Source organism: Mucilaginibacter auburnensis, from assembly GCF_002797815.1.
GTDB lineage: Bacteria > Bacteroidota > Bacteroidia > Sphingobacteriales > Sphingobacteriaceae > Mucilaginibacter > Mucilaginibacter auburnensis.
Map to the genome: position 1 here is coordinate 741,690 of NZ_PGFJ01000002.1, position 17,638 is coordinate 759,327.

At 42.1% G+C, this 17,638-nt stretch carries 15 protein-coding genes; 4 read left to right on the plus strand and 11 right to left on the minus strand.

Annotation, left to right across the window (positions count from 1 at the left end; translation table 11 throughout):
• Window positions 1-76 precede the first annotated feature (76 nt).
• Entirely contained in the window at window positions 77-1,072 is a 996-nt protein-coding gene (locus CLV57_RS13915) for a zinc-binding dehydrogenase (protein WP_100341991.1), read from the plus strand.
• Between the two features lie 2 nt (window positions 1,073-1,074).
• Window positions 1,075-2,085, plus strand: coding sequence for a flavin reductase family protein (locus CLV57_RS13920; RefSeq protein ID WP_100341992.1), 1,011 nt, complete (start codon window positions 1,075-1,077; stop codon window positions 2,083-2,085).
• Here the strand turns inward: CLV57_RS13920 and CLV57_RS13925 are convergent.
• The 6 genes from CLV57_RS13925 to holA form a co-directional block, all read right to left on the minus strand.
• Window positions 2,069-3,286: a sensor histidine kinase gene (locus CLV57_RS13925; RefSeq protein WP_100341993.1), complete on the minus strand. Its 1,218-nt coding sequence runs from the start codon at window positions 3,284-3,286 to the stop codon at window positions 2,069-2,071. The two genes, CLV57_RS13920 and CLV57_RS13925, sit on opposite strands and share 17 nt — an antisense overlap.
• Window positions 3,287-3,292: 6 nt before the next feature.
• The gene (locus CLV57_RS13930; protein WP_100341994.1) at window positions 3,293-4,309 is read right to left on the minus strand and encodes a SpoIIE family protein phosphatase; all 1,017 of its coding nucleotides are present in this window, start codon (window positions 4,307-4,309) and stop codon (window positions 3,293-3,295) included.
• Window positions 4,302-4,718, minus strand: coding sequence for an anti-sigma regulatory factor (locus CLV57_RS13935; protein ID WP_100341995.1), 417 nt, complete (start codon window positions 4,716-4,718; stop codon window positions 4,302-4,304). The genes CLV57_RS13930 and CLV57_RS13935 overlap by 8 nt, the downstream gene beginning before the upstream one ends.
• The gene (locus tag CLV57_RS13940; protein ID WP_100341996.1) at window positions 4,696-5,103 is read right to left on the minus strand and encodes an STAS domain-containing protein; all 408 of its coding nucleotides are present in this window, start codon (window positions 5,101-5,103) and stop codon (window positions 4,696-4,698) included. Before CLV57_RS13940 ends, CLV57_RS13935 begins: the two co-directional genes overlap by 23 nt.
• An 8-nt stretch (window positions 5,104-5,111) precedes the next feature.
• Window positions 5,112-5,984, minus strand: coding sequence for an STAS domain-containing protein (locus CLV57_RS13945; protein ID WP_100341997.1), 873 nt, complete (start codon window positions 5,982-5,984; stop codon window positions 5,112-5,114).
• Between the two features lie 111 nt (window positions 5,985-6,095).
• Window positions 6,096-7,118 carry a DNA polymerase III subunit delta gene (gene holA / locus CLV57_RS13950; protein WP_100341998.1) on the minus strand — a complete coding sequence of 341 codons (1,023 nt, stop codon included), beginning with the start codon at window positions 7,116-7,118 and terminating at the stop codon, window positions 6,096-6,098.
• A gap of 136 nt (window positions 7,119-7,254) precedes the next feature.
• Here holA and CLV57_RS13955 point away from each other — a divergent pair, with 136 nt between their 5' ends.
• Window positions 7,255-7,713, plus strand: coding sequence for a type I restriction enzyme HsdR N-terminal domain-containing protein (locus CLV57_RS13955; RefSeq protein WP_100341999.1), 459 nt, complete (start codon window positions 7,255-7,257; stop codon window positions 7,711-7,713).
• Here CLV57_RS13955 and CLV57_RS13960 read toward each other — a convergent pair.
• From CLV57_RS13960 to CLV57_RS13970, 3 genes are all read right to left on the minus strand, one after another.
• Window positions 7,679-9,523, minus strand: a complete 1,845-nt coding sequence (locus CLV57_RS13960; RefSeq protein ID WP_100342000.1) for an ATP-binding protein — start codon at window positions 9,521-9,523, stop codon at window positions 7,679-7,681. The two genes, CLV57_RS13955 and CLV57_RS13960, sit on opposite strands and share 35 nt — an antisense overlap.
• A 103-nt stretch (window positions 9,524-9,626) precedes the next feature.
• A complete protein-coding gene (locus tag CLV57_RS13965; RefSeq protein WP_100342001.1) occupies window positions 9,627-12,299 on the minus strand; it encodes a valine--tRNA ligase in 2,673 nt (890 codons plus the stop codon).
• A 304-nt stretch (window positions 12,300-12,603) separates the two neighbouring features.
• Entirely contained in the window at window positions 12,604-12,978 is a 375-nt protein-coding gene (locus tag CLV57_RS13970) for an endonuclease domain-containing protein (RefSeq protein ID WP_100342002.1), read from the minus strand.
• A gap of 531 nt (window positions 12,979-13,509) precedes the next feature.
• On the opposite strand from CLV57_RS13970, the gene CLV57_RS13975 reads away from it, so the two are divergent.
• Window positions 13,510-15,558 carry a M13 family metallopeptidase gene (locus CLV57_RS13975; protein ID WP_100342003.1) on the plus strand — a complete coding sequence of 683 codons (2,049 nt, stop codon included), beginning with the start codon at window positions 13,510-13,512 and terminating at the stop codon, window positions 15,556-15,558.
• Between the two features lie 89 nt (window positions 15,559-15,647).
• Here the strand turns inward: CLV57_RS13975 and CLV57_RS13980 are convergent, their stop codons facing one another.
• Entirely contained in the window at window positions 15,648-16,598 is a 951-nt protein-coding gene (locus CLV57_RS13980) for an aldo/keto reductase (RefSeq protein WP_100342004.1), read from the minus strand.
• Between the two features lie 20 nt (window positions 16,599-16,618).
• Window positions 16,619-16,843 carry a hypothetical protein gene (locus CLV57_RS13985; RefSeq protein WP_157799165.1) on the minus strand — a complete coding sequence of 75 codons (225 nt, stop codon included), beginning with the start codon at window positions 16,841-16,843 and terminating at the stop codon, window positions 16,619-16,621.
• Window positions 16,844-17,638: the final 795 nt, after the last annotated feature.

Genomic DNA, 17,638 nt, shown 5'->3' on the forward strand with positions numbered 1-17,638 from the left:
AAGTTCAGTTTCGGATTTTTAAGACAATTAGAACGGCGGCTTTAGGCCGCCGTTTTTATTATAACCAACACCATTTATGAAAGCCAACGTATTAGAAGCCCCTGATCAACCCATTGTTTGGAAAGAGGTTGAAACCCCTATTCCCGGACCGGGCGAAGTTGTAGTTAAAATTAAAGCCGCAGCGCTTAACCGCCGCGATTACTGGATCAGCATTGGTAAATATGCCGGTTTAAAATACCCGGCCATTTTGGGTTCAGACGGTGCGGGCATTGTTACCGAGTTTGGCGAAGGGGTTGACCCTAACTGGCTGAACAAGGAGGTAGTGATCAACGCTGCCTTTAACTGGGGAGAGAACGATAATGCACAGGGCAAGGATTTCAAAATTTTAGGGTTGCCTGATGACGGCACATTGGCCGAATATGTCAAGGTGACTGCAGAAAACCTTTTTGACAAACCGGCTTACTTAACCTGGGAGCAGGCGGCGGCATTTCCGTTAGCAGGCGTTACCGCATTTAGAGCACTTACTGTTAAGGCTAAAGCTAAAAAAGGCGACACCGTTCTTATATCCGGCGTAGGCAGTGGCACAGGTACGTTCGCTTTGCAATTTGCCTTAGCTATGGGATGCAGGGTATTTGTAACAAGCGGTTCAGGAGAGAAACTGGATAGCGCCATACAGATGGGCGCATTAGCAGGTGTAAACTACAAGGCGCAGGATTGGGCCGAAGAATTGCAGCACCTCTCGGGCGGCTTTGATATTATTATTGACAGCGCCCTTGGCGAAGGCTTCGCTAAATTCCCGGACCTGTGTAAACCCGGCGGCCGTATTGTGTTTTTTGGTGGTACAGCAGGTGATATTCCGTCAATAAACGGTCGGAAAGTGTTTTGGAAACAGTTGCAATTATTAGGCAGTACTATGGGCAACGCTGCCGACTTTAAGGCGATGTTGGAATTTATGCACACACACCAGATTATACCGGTAATTGATGAAGTATACCCAATGAACACCGCCGGTGATGTGATCAAAAAAATGGGAACGTCTGCGCAATTTGGCAAGCTGGTATTAACTATATAATTATGCTGCAACTGCGTGTTGAAGATATTAGGCAAGAAACTGCTGACACAGCTACATTTTTATTAGCCGAGGCAAACGGTGCAAAAGTTCCTTATGCTGCCGGGCAGTTTATCACACTTGTTTTAAATCATCACGGTAATGAGATACGTCGTTCCTACTCGTTAAGTTCGTCGCCGGATGAAGCTCTGCTTGCCATTACAGTAAAACGTGTAAGCAATGGCGAGATATCCCGCTTTATGTTGTCCAAGGTTAAAAAAGGCGACCTGATCAACGCCGTATCTCCCGCGGGTAAATTCACTTTAAGCAAAACAACAGGTATAAAAAACATAATGTATTTAGCAGCCGGGAGCGGTATTGTACCCGTATTCTCGCATATAAAATACCTGTTAGCAAGGCCTGAGGATATCAACATTGTTTTGTTCTACAGCAACAACAAAGCTGATGATATACTTTTTAATGAAGCGTTATCAAAATTACAAACCCATAATACGCGGCGTTTCACCATAGTAAGTTTATTGAGCAGCGAGGGTAAACGCCTCAGTAACGATTATCTGGAACAATTACTGCATCAGCACTTAGGAAATAACTTTACAAACACCCTTTTTTACATCTGCGGCCCCTTTGCCTATATGCGTATGATCAGGCTGACGCTGCTTTTTATGGGCGTTGAGCAGGAAAATATACGCAAGGAAAACTTTGTTATAGAAACAGTACCCGTAGCAGAAAGCACAGCTGTTTATCCGCCGCAAAATATAAAACTTCAAATAAATAACGAGGTTTACAGCATTGCCGTAGGCGAAAACCAATCTATACTGCAAGCGGCATTGCAAAATAATATTGCCTTGCCCTACAGCTGCCGCGGAGGCATGTGTTCTACATGCATTGCCAAATGCGTGTCAGGGAAAGTTGAAATGTCTGTAAATGATGTATTGATGGAAGCAGATCTTGCTGAAGGATGGGTACTAACCTGTACCGGCCATCCGGTAACAGATAATGTTATACTGCAGCTATGAAAGCATCTGCTTGTTCTGCAACAGGTAATGTAAAGCAGAAAACGGAACCTATTCCCTCATTGCTGTTAACAGTTATTGAGCCTTTATGATCAGCAATAATTTTTGAGGCAATGTATAAACCCATGCCTAAGCCATTATACTTCTTCAACACCTGTTCGCTTCTATAAAATTTCTTGAATACCTGGTGAAGTGTTTCATCAGACATGCCTATCCCTTCGTCTTCAACAGTTACAGATACTACCCCGTTTTTAACTTTTGTTCTGATGGTAATTGAGCTGCCCGATTTGGAGTATTTGGCAGCATTACCAACGATATTATTAACCACCTGTTCAATCCGTAAACGATCCAGCATAACGGTTGCATCGTTACCTAATTGAAGCGATACATTATTATTCGGAATGATCATACTCACCAGATCAACAGCGTTGGTTAAAAAGGTATTGATAGAGACATGTTCCATCTGGTAATCCGCAGTGCCGGCATCAATCTTTGTAATATCCAACAATTGCTGTATCAAAGAGTTAAGCTTAGCAGATTGTGTTTCAATTTTCTTTAAATAGAGTTGCAGTTGCGCGTTGTTTCCGCCTTCGGTCTTAATAGCCAATTGGGCAAAAGACCGTAAAATAGTTAACGGAGTTTTTAACTCATGACTGGCAACTGATAGAAATTCATCTTTTTGCTCATTTAAATAATTAGCGGCCAGCAAAGCGCTCTCCCGTTCTTCATTTAACTTAAATAACTCATAATTGCGCTGCTTAACTTCTTCGTAAGCACTGACGGGTTCGGCTACCTCAAAATGCAGCTTTACGGCAGATATTTTAGCCCGGTCAACTTTTGCCGAGCGCGGTACCGGCATTTTCAACATTACGGTAACCCAGTCATTAGCCACAGAAACTTCTAAGGCGGGAACCAGGCGGCGGGCGTAGTCTAAACCATCGTTAACTTTGCCAAAATTATCGTCTTTCCTGAAAGTTATGCGTGCTGATAATGAATAACGTTCGCCTTCAGTTAATACCCCAATGCTTAGTTGCCCATCAAAGGTTTTGTCTATTACTTCCCTGCATACTTCTGATACGGCTGTAGCGAAGGCAGTTTGAGTAGAAATGGTTAGTCCCAGCATTTCGGCGGTCCTGATTGACTTTTTATAAGCCAATATAAGGTCCATTTCATTTTCAAGTGATATTGATACAATTGCCGTCATGCTCTATTACTTAACCCTTGCTATAATAACCGACATATCATCTGTTTGCCGGGAAAAATCTTTATAAATAGCCGCAGCGAGAATGGTGTTATCGCAACGGTTAATACCTGCGTGTTTAATGGTTTCCCACCTGCTTTTAATACCATCAGAACATAAAACCAACTGCTGATAGTCTGCAAAATGCATTAAATGGTCATTCATAGTGGTTGGAATGTTATGACCAATTATTCCGTTATACGCCAATAAAGTTTTATTGTTTACCCCTCCCGATAAACGGGAAGAAATATTACCAACACCTGCTATTCTAACAGCTTTAGCATTCATATCAAAAATAGCTACCGTACCCACTATGCCACGTGTTTTCCTGATATCCCGATGAATGTATCTGATAATATCTGCAGGAGAATTATACGGGCATGATTTAAACGACTTAACCGCTTCGTTCACAGCCAAATTAGCTTCCGGACCATGACCCAAACCATCGGCAACCAGTAATTTGATCATGCCATCTGTAGCCTTTACATAATGTCCGTCTCCACTTGTGGTCTCTCCAGGTTTTTTTATAACGATAGGCCTTATCTGCACATATGTTTTCAACCTGCTTTTTGAAGGCTGTTTTGTTTTATAAATACGACTTAATACGATGGTTCCCCAGCCTTTAAGTGAGTAAATGTCAAACTCGTCTGAAAAACGCTTAATGCTACCCAAACCATGGCCCATTGAATTAGCGGTAGAGTAACCGTCTACCAGCGCTTTCTGTAATTCGGCTATTCCGGGACCGTTATCAATGCTTATCAGTTCAATGTACTCCTCACCCGGCTTATCAAAGTAGGCTACCAACAACTCTCCACCCATAGCATACTTGTGGAGGTTAGAGGTCATTTCGGCTACAATAATATCAAGTTCATTTAGCTTTTTATCCGCAATTCCTGCCTGTACTGCAATAGCATGTATTTCCTTTTTCAGGATGGCATAGTAACTCCTGTCGGAAGCATTAAAGCTGGTATGTGTAGCGTCAACCATTGGCCCACTTTATTATCATCACCCTTGTACCTTTGCCAGGTTCGCTTTTTATATCAAATTCGTTTACCAATCTTTTGGTACCGGGCAAACCCAAACCCAAACTTTTGCCTGTGGAAAAACCATCTTTCATGGCAAGGCTGATATCTGCTATTCCGGGGCCTTTATCACTAAACGTTAATCGAATACCATTATCTCGTCCGCGCGATACCACTTCGATCAATACCTCTCCGCCGTTCGCGTAACGCAACATGTTTCTTACCAGTTCACTGGCTGCGGTGATCAGTTTTGTTTGGTTAACCAAACCCATTTTAATTTTTACAGCATACTCTTTTACCCGATTGCGAAAAAGCACTACATCCTGTTCCCGCTGAACAGGCATGTTGTCTTTATTCAGCGATATTATCGTCATCGTCGTCGGTATCTGCTGTATCTACATCATCCTGAATAATTGACCTTAACAGATCCATGCCTTTATCTACGTTTAAAGCTGTGTACACACCCTTAAGCGGTAAACCTAATTCAACAAGAGTAATGGCTACAGCGGGTTGCATACCCACAACAACAGTTTCGGCATCTAATAATTTTGACATAACCCCTATGTTGCCTATAATACGCCCCATAAATGAATCAACTATACTTACAGCAGATATATCTATCAATACGCCACGCGCACCGGTTTTATTCACCATTTTAACAATATCGGCTTCCAGATCAAGGGCAAGCCTGTCATAAAGGTCTACCTGGATGGTTACCAGTAAAAACTGCCCCATCCTTAGAATAGGAATTCTATCCATGCGTATTCTTAATTTTTAACAGCAAACCTGTTACCATCATTAACTTTTCTAACTTCTAACTTCAGCGATCTGAAAGCGTACAGTAAAGCGCTTGCAAGTGAAGCTTTTGTAATTATCTGCGAAAGATCAATGCCCAAATGCACTATAGTTTGTGCTATCTCCGGGCGTATGCCGCTGATAATACAATCGGCGCCCATTAGGCGGGTGGCGCTAACCGTTTTAAGTAAATGTTGAGCGACCAATGAGTCAACAGTGGGAACGCCTGATATATCTAAAATGGCAATGCTGCTACCGGTTTCTACAATCTCTGTAAGTAAGCTTTCCATTACTACCTGAGTGCGGGCGCTATCTAAGGTGCCTATAATAGGAAGCGCCAAAATGCCGTCCCAAACACGTATTACCGGGGTAGAAATTTCGGTTATCTCGTCCGTTTGTCTCAGTATAACTTCTTCACGCCCTTTTATAAATGTTTCGAACGTGGCAATAGAGAAATGATCTATTAAACGGCCAACCCTGTTGCTTAAAGTATAAAGTTCTTTTGCATCTTTAACTTCCTGTTGAAGTAAATTCAACAAGGCATCTTTCAGGCTCATTACAAACAGTCCGGTCTCTTTAGGGCTAAAGCCCTGACGCGCACGCGAAATTGAAATGCCACCCAGTATTTCCAATACCTGGTCAAAATCGCCCGATTCTGCATTGTCAAGGTTTGAATAGCTGATGGCAGAGACCAGTGAATTCACTAATTCTTCTGATTCTACGCGAAGATCTTCATTGCTCATCAGGTCGTCGCGTAAGCCTGCATCTGCCAGTTGGTTGGTCATCCACTTTTCAAGAAGAGCAGACTGATTTTTTTTAAGAACTTTTGTGATGTCTATTGCCATGGATTGGGTTGTTGTGGAATTTAAAGTAATAGTACAAATAATTTATAGGATGTTTTTACGCAAAAAAATAAATAGCGCCTTAAAGTATGCCTTTGAAAAGTGCAGATATTATTAGTGCAGTATTTTGAACATCAGCTCCTTTAGTAACTCGCCATGATCTGCTACAGAATCAACACCTTTGCTTTTCAGGTCATATTCGCGAAGGTAGCCAATTATTTGTATGGACTTGGCGTAGTTATAGCTACGGGCGGCCTGTTCATAATCTTTCACAAAGTAAGGATTCACCCCTATTTCCTTTGCAACGTTTTGTGGCGTTTTATCGCGCACGTAGTGGTACATAAGCACCTTTGTAAAATAATTATTAAGATTGCCTAACACCAAAACAATTGGATTGTTTTTAGGATTTGAGGCAAAATAATTAACTATTTGATTGGCTTTAACAACATCCTTTTTTGCCAGCGCGGTTTGCAGTTCAAATACGTTGTACTCTTTACTGATACCAATGTTATCCTGCACATGCTTAAGCGTAATTTCCTGCCCTTTGGCCACGTTAAGCATCAACTTATCCAGCTCATTAGCTATTTTAGAAAGGTCGTTACCCAAATATTCGGCTACCATTAAAGCTGCCTGTTGCCCTATTTTGTAACCGGCATCATTCAGATAACTCTCAACCCAGGCCGGTATCTTATTATCGTAAAGCGAGGTTGACTCAAACACCAAACCATTCTTCTCAATGGCTTTGTAAGTTTTTTTACGCTTATCAAACTTACCATACTTGTAGCAAAACACCAGTATGGTGCTGGGCAACGGGCTTTCCAGGTAACTTAAAAACGGATTGATACCTTTCTTTTCGTCGCTGTCATTACCCCATTTCATATCTTGCGCTTCTTTAACCAAAACCACCTGGTAATCAGCCATCATGGGGTAGCGTTTGGCAGCGTTAAGCACGGTCATTATATCGGTATCTTTACCGTAAAGCACCGTTTGGTTAAAGCCTCGTTCGGCTTCGGGCAACAATTCACGCTCAACAAAATTGCCTATCAGATCAACAAAATACGGTTCTTCGCCATGAAGTAAGTATACCGGCTTATACTTACGGTTTTTAAGATCTTTAAGGATATCAGCGGCAGTCATGAGTTTTCAAAAATAGTGATTAACGATTGGAGATTAGTGATTAGTTGAATAAAATGTGGTTGATGAAACCGAACATTGGATTTTACATTTACGAACTAATTTCTGGTCACTAATTAACTAATCACTAAATTCGCCCATGCATCAGCTACAGCCGCTTAATTTACCACCTTACCCCTTTAAAATAACCGAGGTTAACGGCCAACTGACACTGTTTGACGAACTAAGGAAAAAGACCATCGTTATTACGCCTGAAGAATGGGTGCGTCAGCATTTTGTGCAGTATCTCATCAAACAAAAAAACTATCCCAAAACACTTATTAAACTGGAGGGCGGACATAAATTACACGGTAAGCCAAAACGGTCTGACATTGTTGTTTATAACAAAACGGCTCAAAAAGTCCTGCTTGTAGAATGTAAAGCACCTGGTGTGCCCATTACGCAAAAAGTATTTGAACAAATTGCGCGCTATAACATGGTGCACAAAATTGACCTGTTAGCAGTTACCAATGGCATTGATCATTACTATTGCGTAATTGATTTTGTGAATGGCAGCTACCGCTTTATTGCTGATTTACCGGAATATGCGGATATTTAGCATCTGGTGCGAGGTTGACCAGATTCTGTATTTTTTCAAAAAGCTCTGTAGGTTTAAACGGTTTTGAAACATAATCGTTCATGCCCGAATTGTAAACCCGCTCCTTAATATCAAATAAAGCCGACGCTGTTAAAGCAATGATAGGAATGTTAGACTTTTGCGGGTCGGCCATTTTGCGTATTTCAACAGCGGCATCAAAGCCATTCATTACCGGCATCTGCAGGTCCATTAAAATAACATCAAAGTTGCCATATTGAACGAATTCTACAGCGCGCTCACCATTCTCTGCAATAAAGGGTGTAATGTTCCACTTTGACAACAACTTTTTCATCAACATCACGTTAACCGGGTTATCTTCGGCTATCAAAACCCGCAATGATGCAAAATTATTTCCTTCATTCTGTTGTTCAACTACAACCTTATTGCTTGCTGGTATAAATTTTTCAGTAGCTACGGGGAACTCCATATTGAAGGAAAACTCAGAACCCTCGTTAACCGTACTGTTTACGTTGATCTTTATTCCTTGCAATTCAAGCAATCTTTTAACTATGGCCAGCCCTAAGCCCGTACCACCATACTGCCTAGTTGTACTTACAGATTCCTGCGTAAAAGGCTCAAAAATAACATCGAGCCGGTTTTGCTGAATGCCTATACCTGAATCTTTCACCTTGAAATTCACTGTTAACCGGTCGTGCCTGTCTTCAATACATTTTACTTTTACCAAAATATCACCCTGTGTTGTAAACTTTATGGCATTGTTTACCAGGTTAAATACAATTTGGGTAATGCGGGTCGGGTCGCCAAACAGGGCTTTGTCCTGAAGGGCCTTGTCAACGTTTAAAGTAAAATTCAGGCCCTTTTGACGGGCTGTTATAGCCAAACCGCCGCAGATGTTGTTCATCAGTTCGTGCAGGTTAAGGCGTATTTTTTCGAAGATGAGCTTACCCGACTCTATCTTATTAAAGTCGAGCACATCATTAACGATGGAGAGCAGGTTTCCTGCTGAAAACTTTAACACTTCAAGGTTCTCCTTTTGGTCAGGTCTTGGGCCGCCCATCATGAGCAGATCAGTCATGCCAATAACCGCATTAAGTGGAGTGCGGATCTCGTGCGACATGGTAGACAGAAACTCCGATTTTGCTTCCGACGATTTATTAGCCTTCTCTATAGCTTGTTCAAAATCGGCTGTAATTTGATCGCGCATGGTGCCGGTTTGGCTCAACTCATAAATAGCCCTGTTAAAAGCTGCATAAAAATGACTGTAAACAAACAGGATGAGCATTAAACACGAAGAAAGACTGATAATAAAAGTAGCATCATCAATCTTTTCGGGCTTAAGAGTGATAAGAAAACTGTTGTTATGTTGCAGAATAAGCAGCGCTAAAGTTGGAACAATATTTAATGCCGAATAAACAAATCCGGCCTTTTGCCCAAGCATATTAAAGCTAAATAGCGTTATCAGTATAATAACACCTACCGTAACAGCATCAGCATTTTGCTTGGCTATGTAAATATTTACAATGTTTGCCAACGTAGCAACCACCAATATTATATGAGAAATAACGCGATAACGCGGCCGATAAGTTAAATACTTGAATAATATGGCCGAAATAAGCGTAAGACTGCCTATAATAATACTTATTATGAAGTGTTCTTTATAAAGTACCTCAAAAAATAATAATAGCGATGTAAAAAAAGAAAGCGCTAAGCCATAATACAAAAGCCTTACACGAGCGGCATCTAATGCAGATTGTCCGCTATGTAGTATTTTATTTATAGAAAAGTTAAAAAAACCTGCGTTACTGGTCATTATAAAGGGCTTAGCTTATGCTATAAATATTGTTTCTAAAATTAATAATATTTACCAGAAACACTAATAATTTTTAACAATATTAAAAGCTAAGCCCTTGCAATTAGTTTGCCAAGAGTTTTAGATTTTCTAACACAATAATCAGTTTTGCTTCAGCATCGGCTTTTTTCTTTTGTTCGTTCTCAACAATATCACGTTTGGCATTGGCCATAAAACGCTCATTTTGCAGTTTGGCGTTTACAGATTTTAGGAATCCCTCCAGATAAGCTTTTTCTTTCTCTAATCTTTCCAGTTCAGCCGCGGCATCAACTGTTTCCTGCATCGGAATAAAAAACTCGTCTGTTGATACTAAAAATGCTACAGCGTCGGCTACTTTGTCATTAACAAAAGTTAACTCATTTAAATTAGCAAGCTTAGTTATAACGTAGGAATATGCTTTATAATCAACACCCGAATTAGCTTTCACCGCAAGTTGTAAGGTTTCTTTAGGCGAGATCTGTTTTGACTGACGGATATTCCTTATTTGTGTAATTATTTGCTTAACCAGCTCAACATCATTTATAAGCAGGGAATTAATTTCCCCAATTGTTGGTAATTGAGCAACAATACAACAGTCCTTTTCTGAGCGTTCGCCAAAAATCTCGTCGTGCCATAATTCTTCAGTAATAAAAGGCATAAACGAATGCAGGATCTTCAGAATGTTTTCAAAGAAACCGATGGTTTTATTAAACGTCTCCCTGTCAATAGGTTGCTGATAGACCGGCTTGATCATTTCCAGGTACCATGCGCAGAAATCATCCCAAACCAATTTATAAGTAGCCATTAAAGCTTCCGATAAACGGGATTGGCTAAAGTTGTCTTCAATTTCCTGTAAGCCTTGGTTAAAGCGGCTTTCAAACCAGGCTATTGTAGTTGCGTTTACGTTCGGTAAGCTATCATCAACCTGCCAGCCTTTAATTAACAGGAAAGCATTCCAAACCTTGTTAAAGAAGTTACGGCCCTGTAAGCAGTCCTTTTCATCAAACATGATATCGTTGCCTGCAGGCGACCCAAGCAACATACCTACGCGTACACCATCGGCACCATATTGTTCAATGAGATCAAGCGGGTCTGGCGAGTTGCCCAGTGATTTAGACATTTTGCGGCCCTGTTTATCTCTAACTATACCGGTAAGGTATACGTTTTTGAAAGGTACGTCTCCACGGAATTCATGTCCGGCCATGATCATCCGGGCAACCCAGAAAAATAATATCTCCGGAGCGGTTACCAGGTCATTGGTTGGATAATAGTATTTTATATCGGCATTTTCCGGATCTTTAAATCCATCAAAAACACTCATTGGCCATAACCATGATGAGAACCAGGTATCAACAACATCCGGGTCCTGCACCAGATCATCCAGATTAATTTGCGCGTTTTTAGCTTTTGCTTCTTGAAAAGCCTCTTCGCGGGTTTTGGCAATTACATACTCGCCGTTTGGTAAAAACCAGGCTGGTATTTGCTGTCCCCACCATAACTGGCGACTAATACACCAGTCCTGAACGTTCTCCATCCAGTGGCGGTAGGTGTTTATGAATTTTTCGGGTATCAGCTTAACCTCACCATTCAAAACATAATCTAAGGCAGGTTTAGCCATCTCGCCCATTTTGCAGAACCATTGCATAGAAAGCTTAGGCTCAATAACCGCATTGGTACGTTCAGAGAAACCAACCTGCGATTTATATTCTTCCACTTTTTCCAAAGCGCCTGCTTCCTCCAGCATTACCGCTATCTTTTTACGTGCGGCAAAGCGGTCCTCGCCTACCAGTATCTGCGCTTTTTCGTTCAGACTGCCATCATCGTTTAAAATATCAATAACGGGCAGTTTGTGCTTTTGGCCCAATTCGTAGTCGTTCAGATCGTGTGCAGGGGTAACTTTCAGACAACCAGTACCGAAATCCATCTCTACATACTCATCTAATATGATAGGTATTTCTCGGTTAATAAGCGGAATAAAAACAGACAATCCGTGTAAATGCAAATAGCGCTCATCATTAGGGTTGATGCAAATTGCAGCATCAGCCATGATGGTTTCGGGTCTTGTAGTAGCGATAGTTAAAGTAGATGGTAAAAGATCAAGGGCCAAAGGATCGCCTGCAGCACTTGCTTTTTCGCCTTCACCTGCAACTTCATACTTTATATAGTAAAGCTTCTGATTAACTTCTTTGCGAATTACTTCCTCATCGCTAACGGCGGTTTTACCCTGCGGGTCCCAGTTCACCATGCGTATACCACGATAGATCCATCCTTTTTTATACAGGTGGATAAAGGTATCTAACACTGCATCGCTCAGGTCGGGGTCCATGGTAAAACGGGTACGGTCCCAATCGCATGAGGCACCCAGTTTTTTTAACTGTTCAAGGATAATGCCACCGTATTTTTCTTTCCATTCCCATGCATAACTTAAAAACTCTTCGCGGGTAAGGTCTTCTTTTTTTATGCCTTTTTCTTTAAGCATAGCTACAACTTTAGCTTCAGTAGCTATACTGGCATGGTCAGTTCCAGGCACCCAGCAGGCATTTTTACCTTTCATACGCGCACGGCGTATCAATACATCCTGAATAGTATTGTTCAACATGTGGCCCATGTGCAACACCCCGGTAACGTTTGGCGGAGGTATTACAATAGTGTAAGGTTCGCGCTCATCTGGCACGGACTTAAAAAATTTATGTTGCAGCCAGTAGCTGTACCATTTTTCTTCGGCTTGCTTAGGCGAATAAGTTTTAGCAGTACTCATAAGGCTGCAAAAATACGGTTTTTGGGGCAAAAATTGGCGGGCTATTTTACTCACCCGACCTCGCTACGCTGGTCTGCCCTCTCTTCGCCTGCGGTGGAAAGAGGGCTATCAAATATGTTGTTCTGACACTCCCCTCTTTGCGAAGCAGAGAGGGGCCGGGGATGAGTTGACTGTCTATTTGCTCACCCGACCTCGCTACGCTGGTCTGCCCTCTCTTCGCCTGCAGCGGAAAGAGGGCTTTGAAAACTTACATAGTTTCACTCTCCCCTCTTTGCCAAGCAGAGAGGGGTTGGGGGTGAGTCAACTAACGCCGCGATGCTTCTTGCAAAAATTCCATAACCTGTTGAAGCACCATAGCAGTATCATTCATAATCTGTTCATTGCCAAATCGCATAATTGTCAATCCCGAAGCTTGCAAAACTTCGTCACGATTTTTGTCGTAATCTCTTTTTAACAAATGAATAGGACCGTCAGCCTCAATAACCAGTTTTGCGTTGTGACAATAAAAATCGGGTATATAATAAAGTTTCTTTCCGAAAGCATTTTGAGCACAAATTGGATGTTGTCTTAAAAACTTTTCATTAACAATTGATCTGTTTCTTAAGTGTTGCCACAATATTTTTTCGGCCGGTGTTTGTCTCTGCCGTAATTCTCGGCATAAGGTGATAATGGAAGGCATAGTCAAATATAAATAGATATTACTCACATGTTGAGTCAGCGGGCTATTTTACTCACCCGACCTTGCTACGCTGGCCTGCCCTCTCTTCGCTTGCGGCGGAAAAAGGGCTGTTCCAAACTTAATTATCTTCTTTCTCCCCTCTTTGCGTAGCAGAGAGGGGTTGGGGGTGAGTCGATGGACTATTTTACTCACCCGACCTCGCTACGCTGGTCTGCCCTCTCTTCGCCTGCGGCGGAAAAAGGGCTGTTCCAAACTTAATTATCTTCTTTCTCCCCTCTTTGCGTAGCAGAGAGGGGTTGGGGGTGAGTCGATGGACTATTTTACTCACCCGACCTCGCTACGCTGGTCTGCCCTCTCTTCGCCTGCGGCGGAAAGAGGGCTATTTCAAACTTACACAATTTCACTCTCCCCTCTTTGCGAAGCAGAGAGGGGCTGGGGGTAAGTTGACGCGAAGCAGAGAGGCACCGGGGTGAGTCGACACCAAATCCAAACAAAATCCGTTATATTCGCAGCAACTGATTTTATTATTCAATGAAAGTAAAGTACACGCACTTATTTGCGGGAGGCATGATATGCCTTGCCGCGTCGGCATTTGTTATTGACCGACAAGAACCCGATCCACCGGCAAAATACATTGACCCGGCCAACATGGATATGTCTGTTAAGCCCGGCGATGATTTTTATAATTATGCCAATGGTGGATGGATAAAAAACAATGTTATTCCGGCTAAGCAAAGCGCCTGGGGTGGTTTCTATGTTTTAGCGCAGGACAATACCGACCGCTTAATTGCCCTTGTTAACGAAGTGAGCAAAGTTAAAGGTGCCCCGGCAGGCAGCCTGAAACAACGCGTTGGCGATCTGTACGCCAGCGGTATGGATAGCATTGCTATTGAAAAACTCGGTTATACACCTATTAAGCCGGCTTTGGCCCGTGTTGCCAAGATCAATGACATTAAAGGCGTAATAGCTGAAATTGCGTATGCTCGCACGCATGGCGAAGGTGGTACTTTGTTCAGCTTTGGCGTTGGCAGAGATTCTAAAAATCCGGAGCATTATATGATCGATATTGATCAGGGCGGCACCACGCTTTCTGATCGCGATTATTATTTAAAAGACGATGCCCGCTCAAAAACCATTCGCGAGGCTTACAAAAAATACATTATTGCATTGTTTACGTTGACCGGCACACCGCAAACTACTGCCGCAGCCAATGCCGATATTATTTTGGCAATGGAAACCAAGCTGGCTAAAGCGCAAATGAGCCGCGTTGACCGCAGGGATCCTAACCTTACTTACCACAAAGTTAAGGTAAGCGATTTCAGCAAAACCACTCCTAATTTAAACTGGGCACAGATCATCCCGATGATGAAAGCTACTCCACAAGACAGTATGCTGGTTGACGACCCTAACTTTTTTAAAACGGCTGATGAAATGATAGCTGCCACGCCGGTAGATCAATGGAAAGTTTATTTAACCTGGAACATCCTAAAAAACAATACAGGCTCGTTAAGTTCACCTTTTGTTGACGCGCGTTTCGCCTTTAACAAAGTACTTACCGGCCAGGTAGTTCAGGCTCCGCGTAATGAGCGTATGGCCAGCCTGGTTGACGGCAGCATTGGCGAATTGTTGGGTCAGCTTTATGTAGAGAAATATTTTACGCCGGCTGCAAAAGCACGTATGCTGGCATTGGTAAACAACCTTAAAGTTACTTTAGGCGAACGCATACAGGGATTAGATTGGATGAGTCCGGAGACAAAAACCAAAGCGCTTAAAAAATTAAACTCCTTCACAGTTAAAATTGGCTACCCTGATAAATGGGAAAATTACACCGGACTTGTGATCAATCGTAATGATTATGCCGGCAACGTTAAACGTATTGCAGAATGGCGCTACAATTTCAATGTTACCCGCTTAGGCAAACCGGTTGATAAAGGTCGCTGGAGCATGACACCGCCTACCGTTAACGCTTATTATAATTCGCAGAATAACGAGATAGTTTTCCCGGCGGGTATTTTACAGTTTCCGTTCTTCTCCGAGGGTGCTGACGATGCTATAAACTACGGCGGTATTGGCGCTGTAATTGGCCACGAAATGACCCATGGTTTTGATGACAAAGGTCGTTTATATGATGCTGATGGCACCCTGCGCGATTGGTGGACCAAGGATGATAACGACAAATTCACCAAACGTGCTGACCAGGTTGTTGGTCAATATAATGCTTTAACGGTTTTAGATACCCTACACGTAAACGGCAGACTAACTTTGGGCGAAAATATTGCCGACTTAGGTGGTGTGAATGTAGCTTATCAGGCTTTCAAAAAAACCAAACAGGGCCAGTCTACCGAGAAGATTGACGGCTTTACGCCAGATCAGCGTTTCTTTTTATCGTATGCGCAAATTTGGCGTAGCATTATGCGCGATGAAACAACCGCGCAACGAATTTTAACAGACTCGCACTCGCCTAACAAGCACCGTGTAAACGCGCCTATAACCAACATTGATGCATGGTATGCTGCATTTGATGTTAAACCAGGCGATAAAATGTACAAAGCCCCTGCCGACAGGATAAGGGTTTGGTAATTTTTAAAAGGAATATAAATAGAAAGCCCCGCTCAATTCAGTCGAGCGGGGCTTTCTATTTTTTTTGTCATTCTAACCGTGAGGAAAGTTTAATACCTGCTCGCGTCCGTTAATTTATCCATCGCTTCAATACTTAACTCTAGTTTAGCGGCCTGTAAAATTTCATTCAATTGTTGTACAGAAGTTGCACTGGCAATAGGCGCGGTTATACCAACCCTTGCCATTACCCACGCTATTGATACGGCAGCAGGCGTAGCGTTGTATCGAGCAGCCACTTCATCCAGGGCGGCTAATGTGCGGAAGCCACGGTCGTTTAAATATTTTTTAACACCACCGCCGCGCGCACTTTTTTGAAGATCGGCTTCAGAACGGTACTTCCCTGTTAAAAAACCGCTGGCCAAAGAGTAAAAGGTAATAACGCCAATATTATTCTCCAGGCAAATACGCTCATATTCGGTTTCATATTGCTCCCTGTCATACAAGTTATACTCCGGCTGAAGGGTTTCATAACGGGCCAAATTATTTTCCATGCTCACTTTAAGGGCCTCCTTAAATCTGTCGGCACTATAATTAGAAGCTCCCACGGCCCGAACCTTGCCTTCTTTTATCAGATCTGTAAAGGCCTGCATGGTTTCTTCCAAAGGTGTGTCCTTGTCATCATCATGCGATTGATAAAGATCTATATAATCGGTTTGCAACCTTTTTAGAGATGCTTCAACAGCTTTATAGATGTAAGCGCGTGATAGCCCTTTCATATCATCGCCCATAGGCTTACCCACTTTAGTGGCGATAATTACCTTATCGCGCTTGCCTGATCGTTTGAGCCAATTGCCTATAATAGTTTCGCTTTCGCCACCTTTATTACCAGGCGCCCAACGCGAGTAAACATCTGCTGTGTCTATCAGATCAAAACCTTCATTAACAAAGGCATCTAATAATTCAAAAGATCGCTTTTCATCGGCTGTCCAGCCAAACACATTGCCGCCAAATGCAAATGGCTTAACCATTATACCCGATCTGCCAAGTTCCCTGTTTTCCATGCACTAAATTAAATTAATGTTTAGCTTTTACTTATCTGCTCTGCCAACTCATCTGCCCAGCCTGAAAAGTAAGGTTCTGTACCGTCTATGCGTTTCCAGTTACCTTCTTCATCTTTAGCAATAGTGATGTGCAAAGTATCGTCAATTGAAATAAAGTGGTACGCGCCATTAGGCAAGCGTTTTACCACACCATTAACCGGCCCATCTGATCCGGTTAACATAGCGTCAAATTCTGTAGTTATCATGTACTTACAACAGCGGCTTTTAAGTTGTGTTTTATTGATTGAAAAATGCTAATTACGCTTTATCAAAACATCGAAGCGAAAAATAAAAAGAAGTATTTGATTGTGATATATAGCTAAAATTAACGCATTTTGTGGATAAATAAATTGTTAATAACCTTAAATTGCTATCATTTAAGATATTGATATACATATGTTTAAATATAAATTATCTATGTTGATAACCGAGAGTAACCTGTTAATTGACTGTTTATAAAAACGATAAAAAAAATTTGTAAAAAAGTAAAAATGTCACGAACTTGGATTTATCAAGAACGACGTACATTGACAGCCTCACAGGACAACGGAAAGTGAATCGGGCGAATTTTAGGAAGAGCTAAAGATCACGGGAAAGCCTGAACTGGTACAAAAAGACAAGCCCAAGGGGGTATGACGGAAAGTACAGTTAGCGGGGTATTATTTATAAATGCGATTACTCTATGGAGGAAAGCAGGTTAAATAATGACCTTTGAAGCAATTGGAGTTGAACCACCGCCAACTATTAAAAATCCGGATCGGATAAAAGGATAGACCGGCGAGGTGCAGGAAAAATGGTTGGTTGGCTTAGGCCAGCGTTAAACGCATAAAGTAGCGCACCGTTGATCGCCAAATTATCTATATCCATCGGGTTGTAGGTAAACGGAACATGGGAAGACGAAGATGAAATCGGGTCGGTAATGTTACACAAAACTTGATGCTTTATGAAAAACTACGGTGAGTCATAAAGTTAAAAACGGGAGATCCACTTGAAAGAGACGG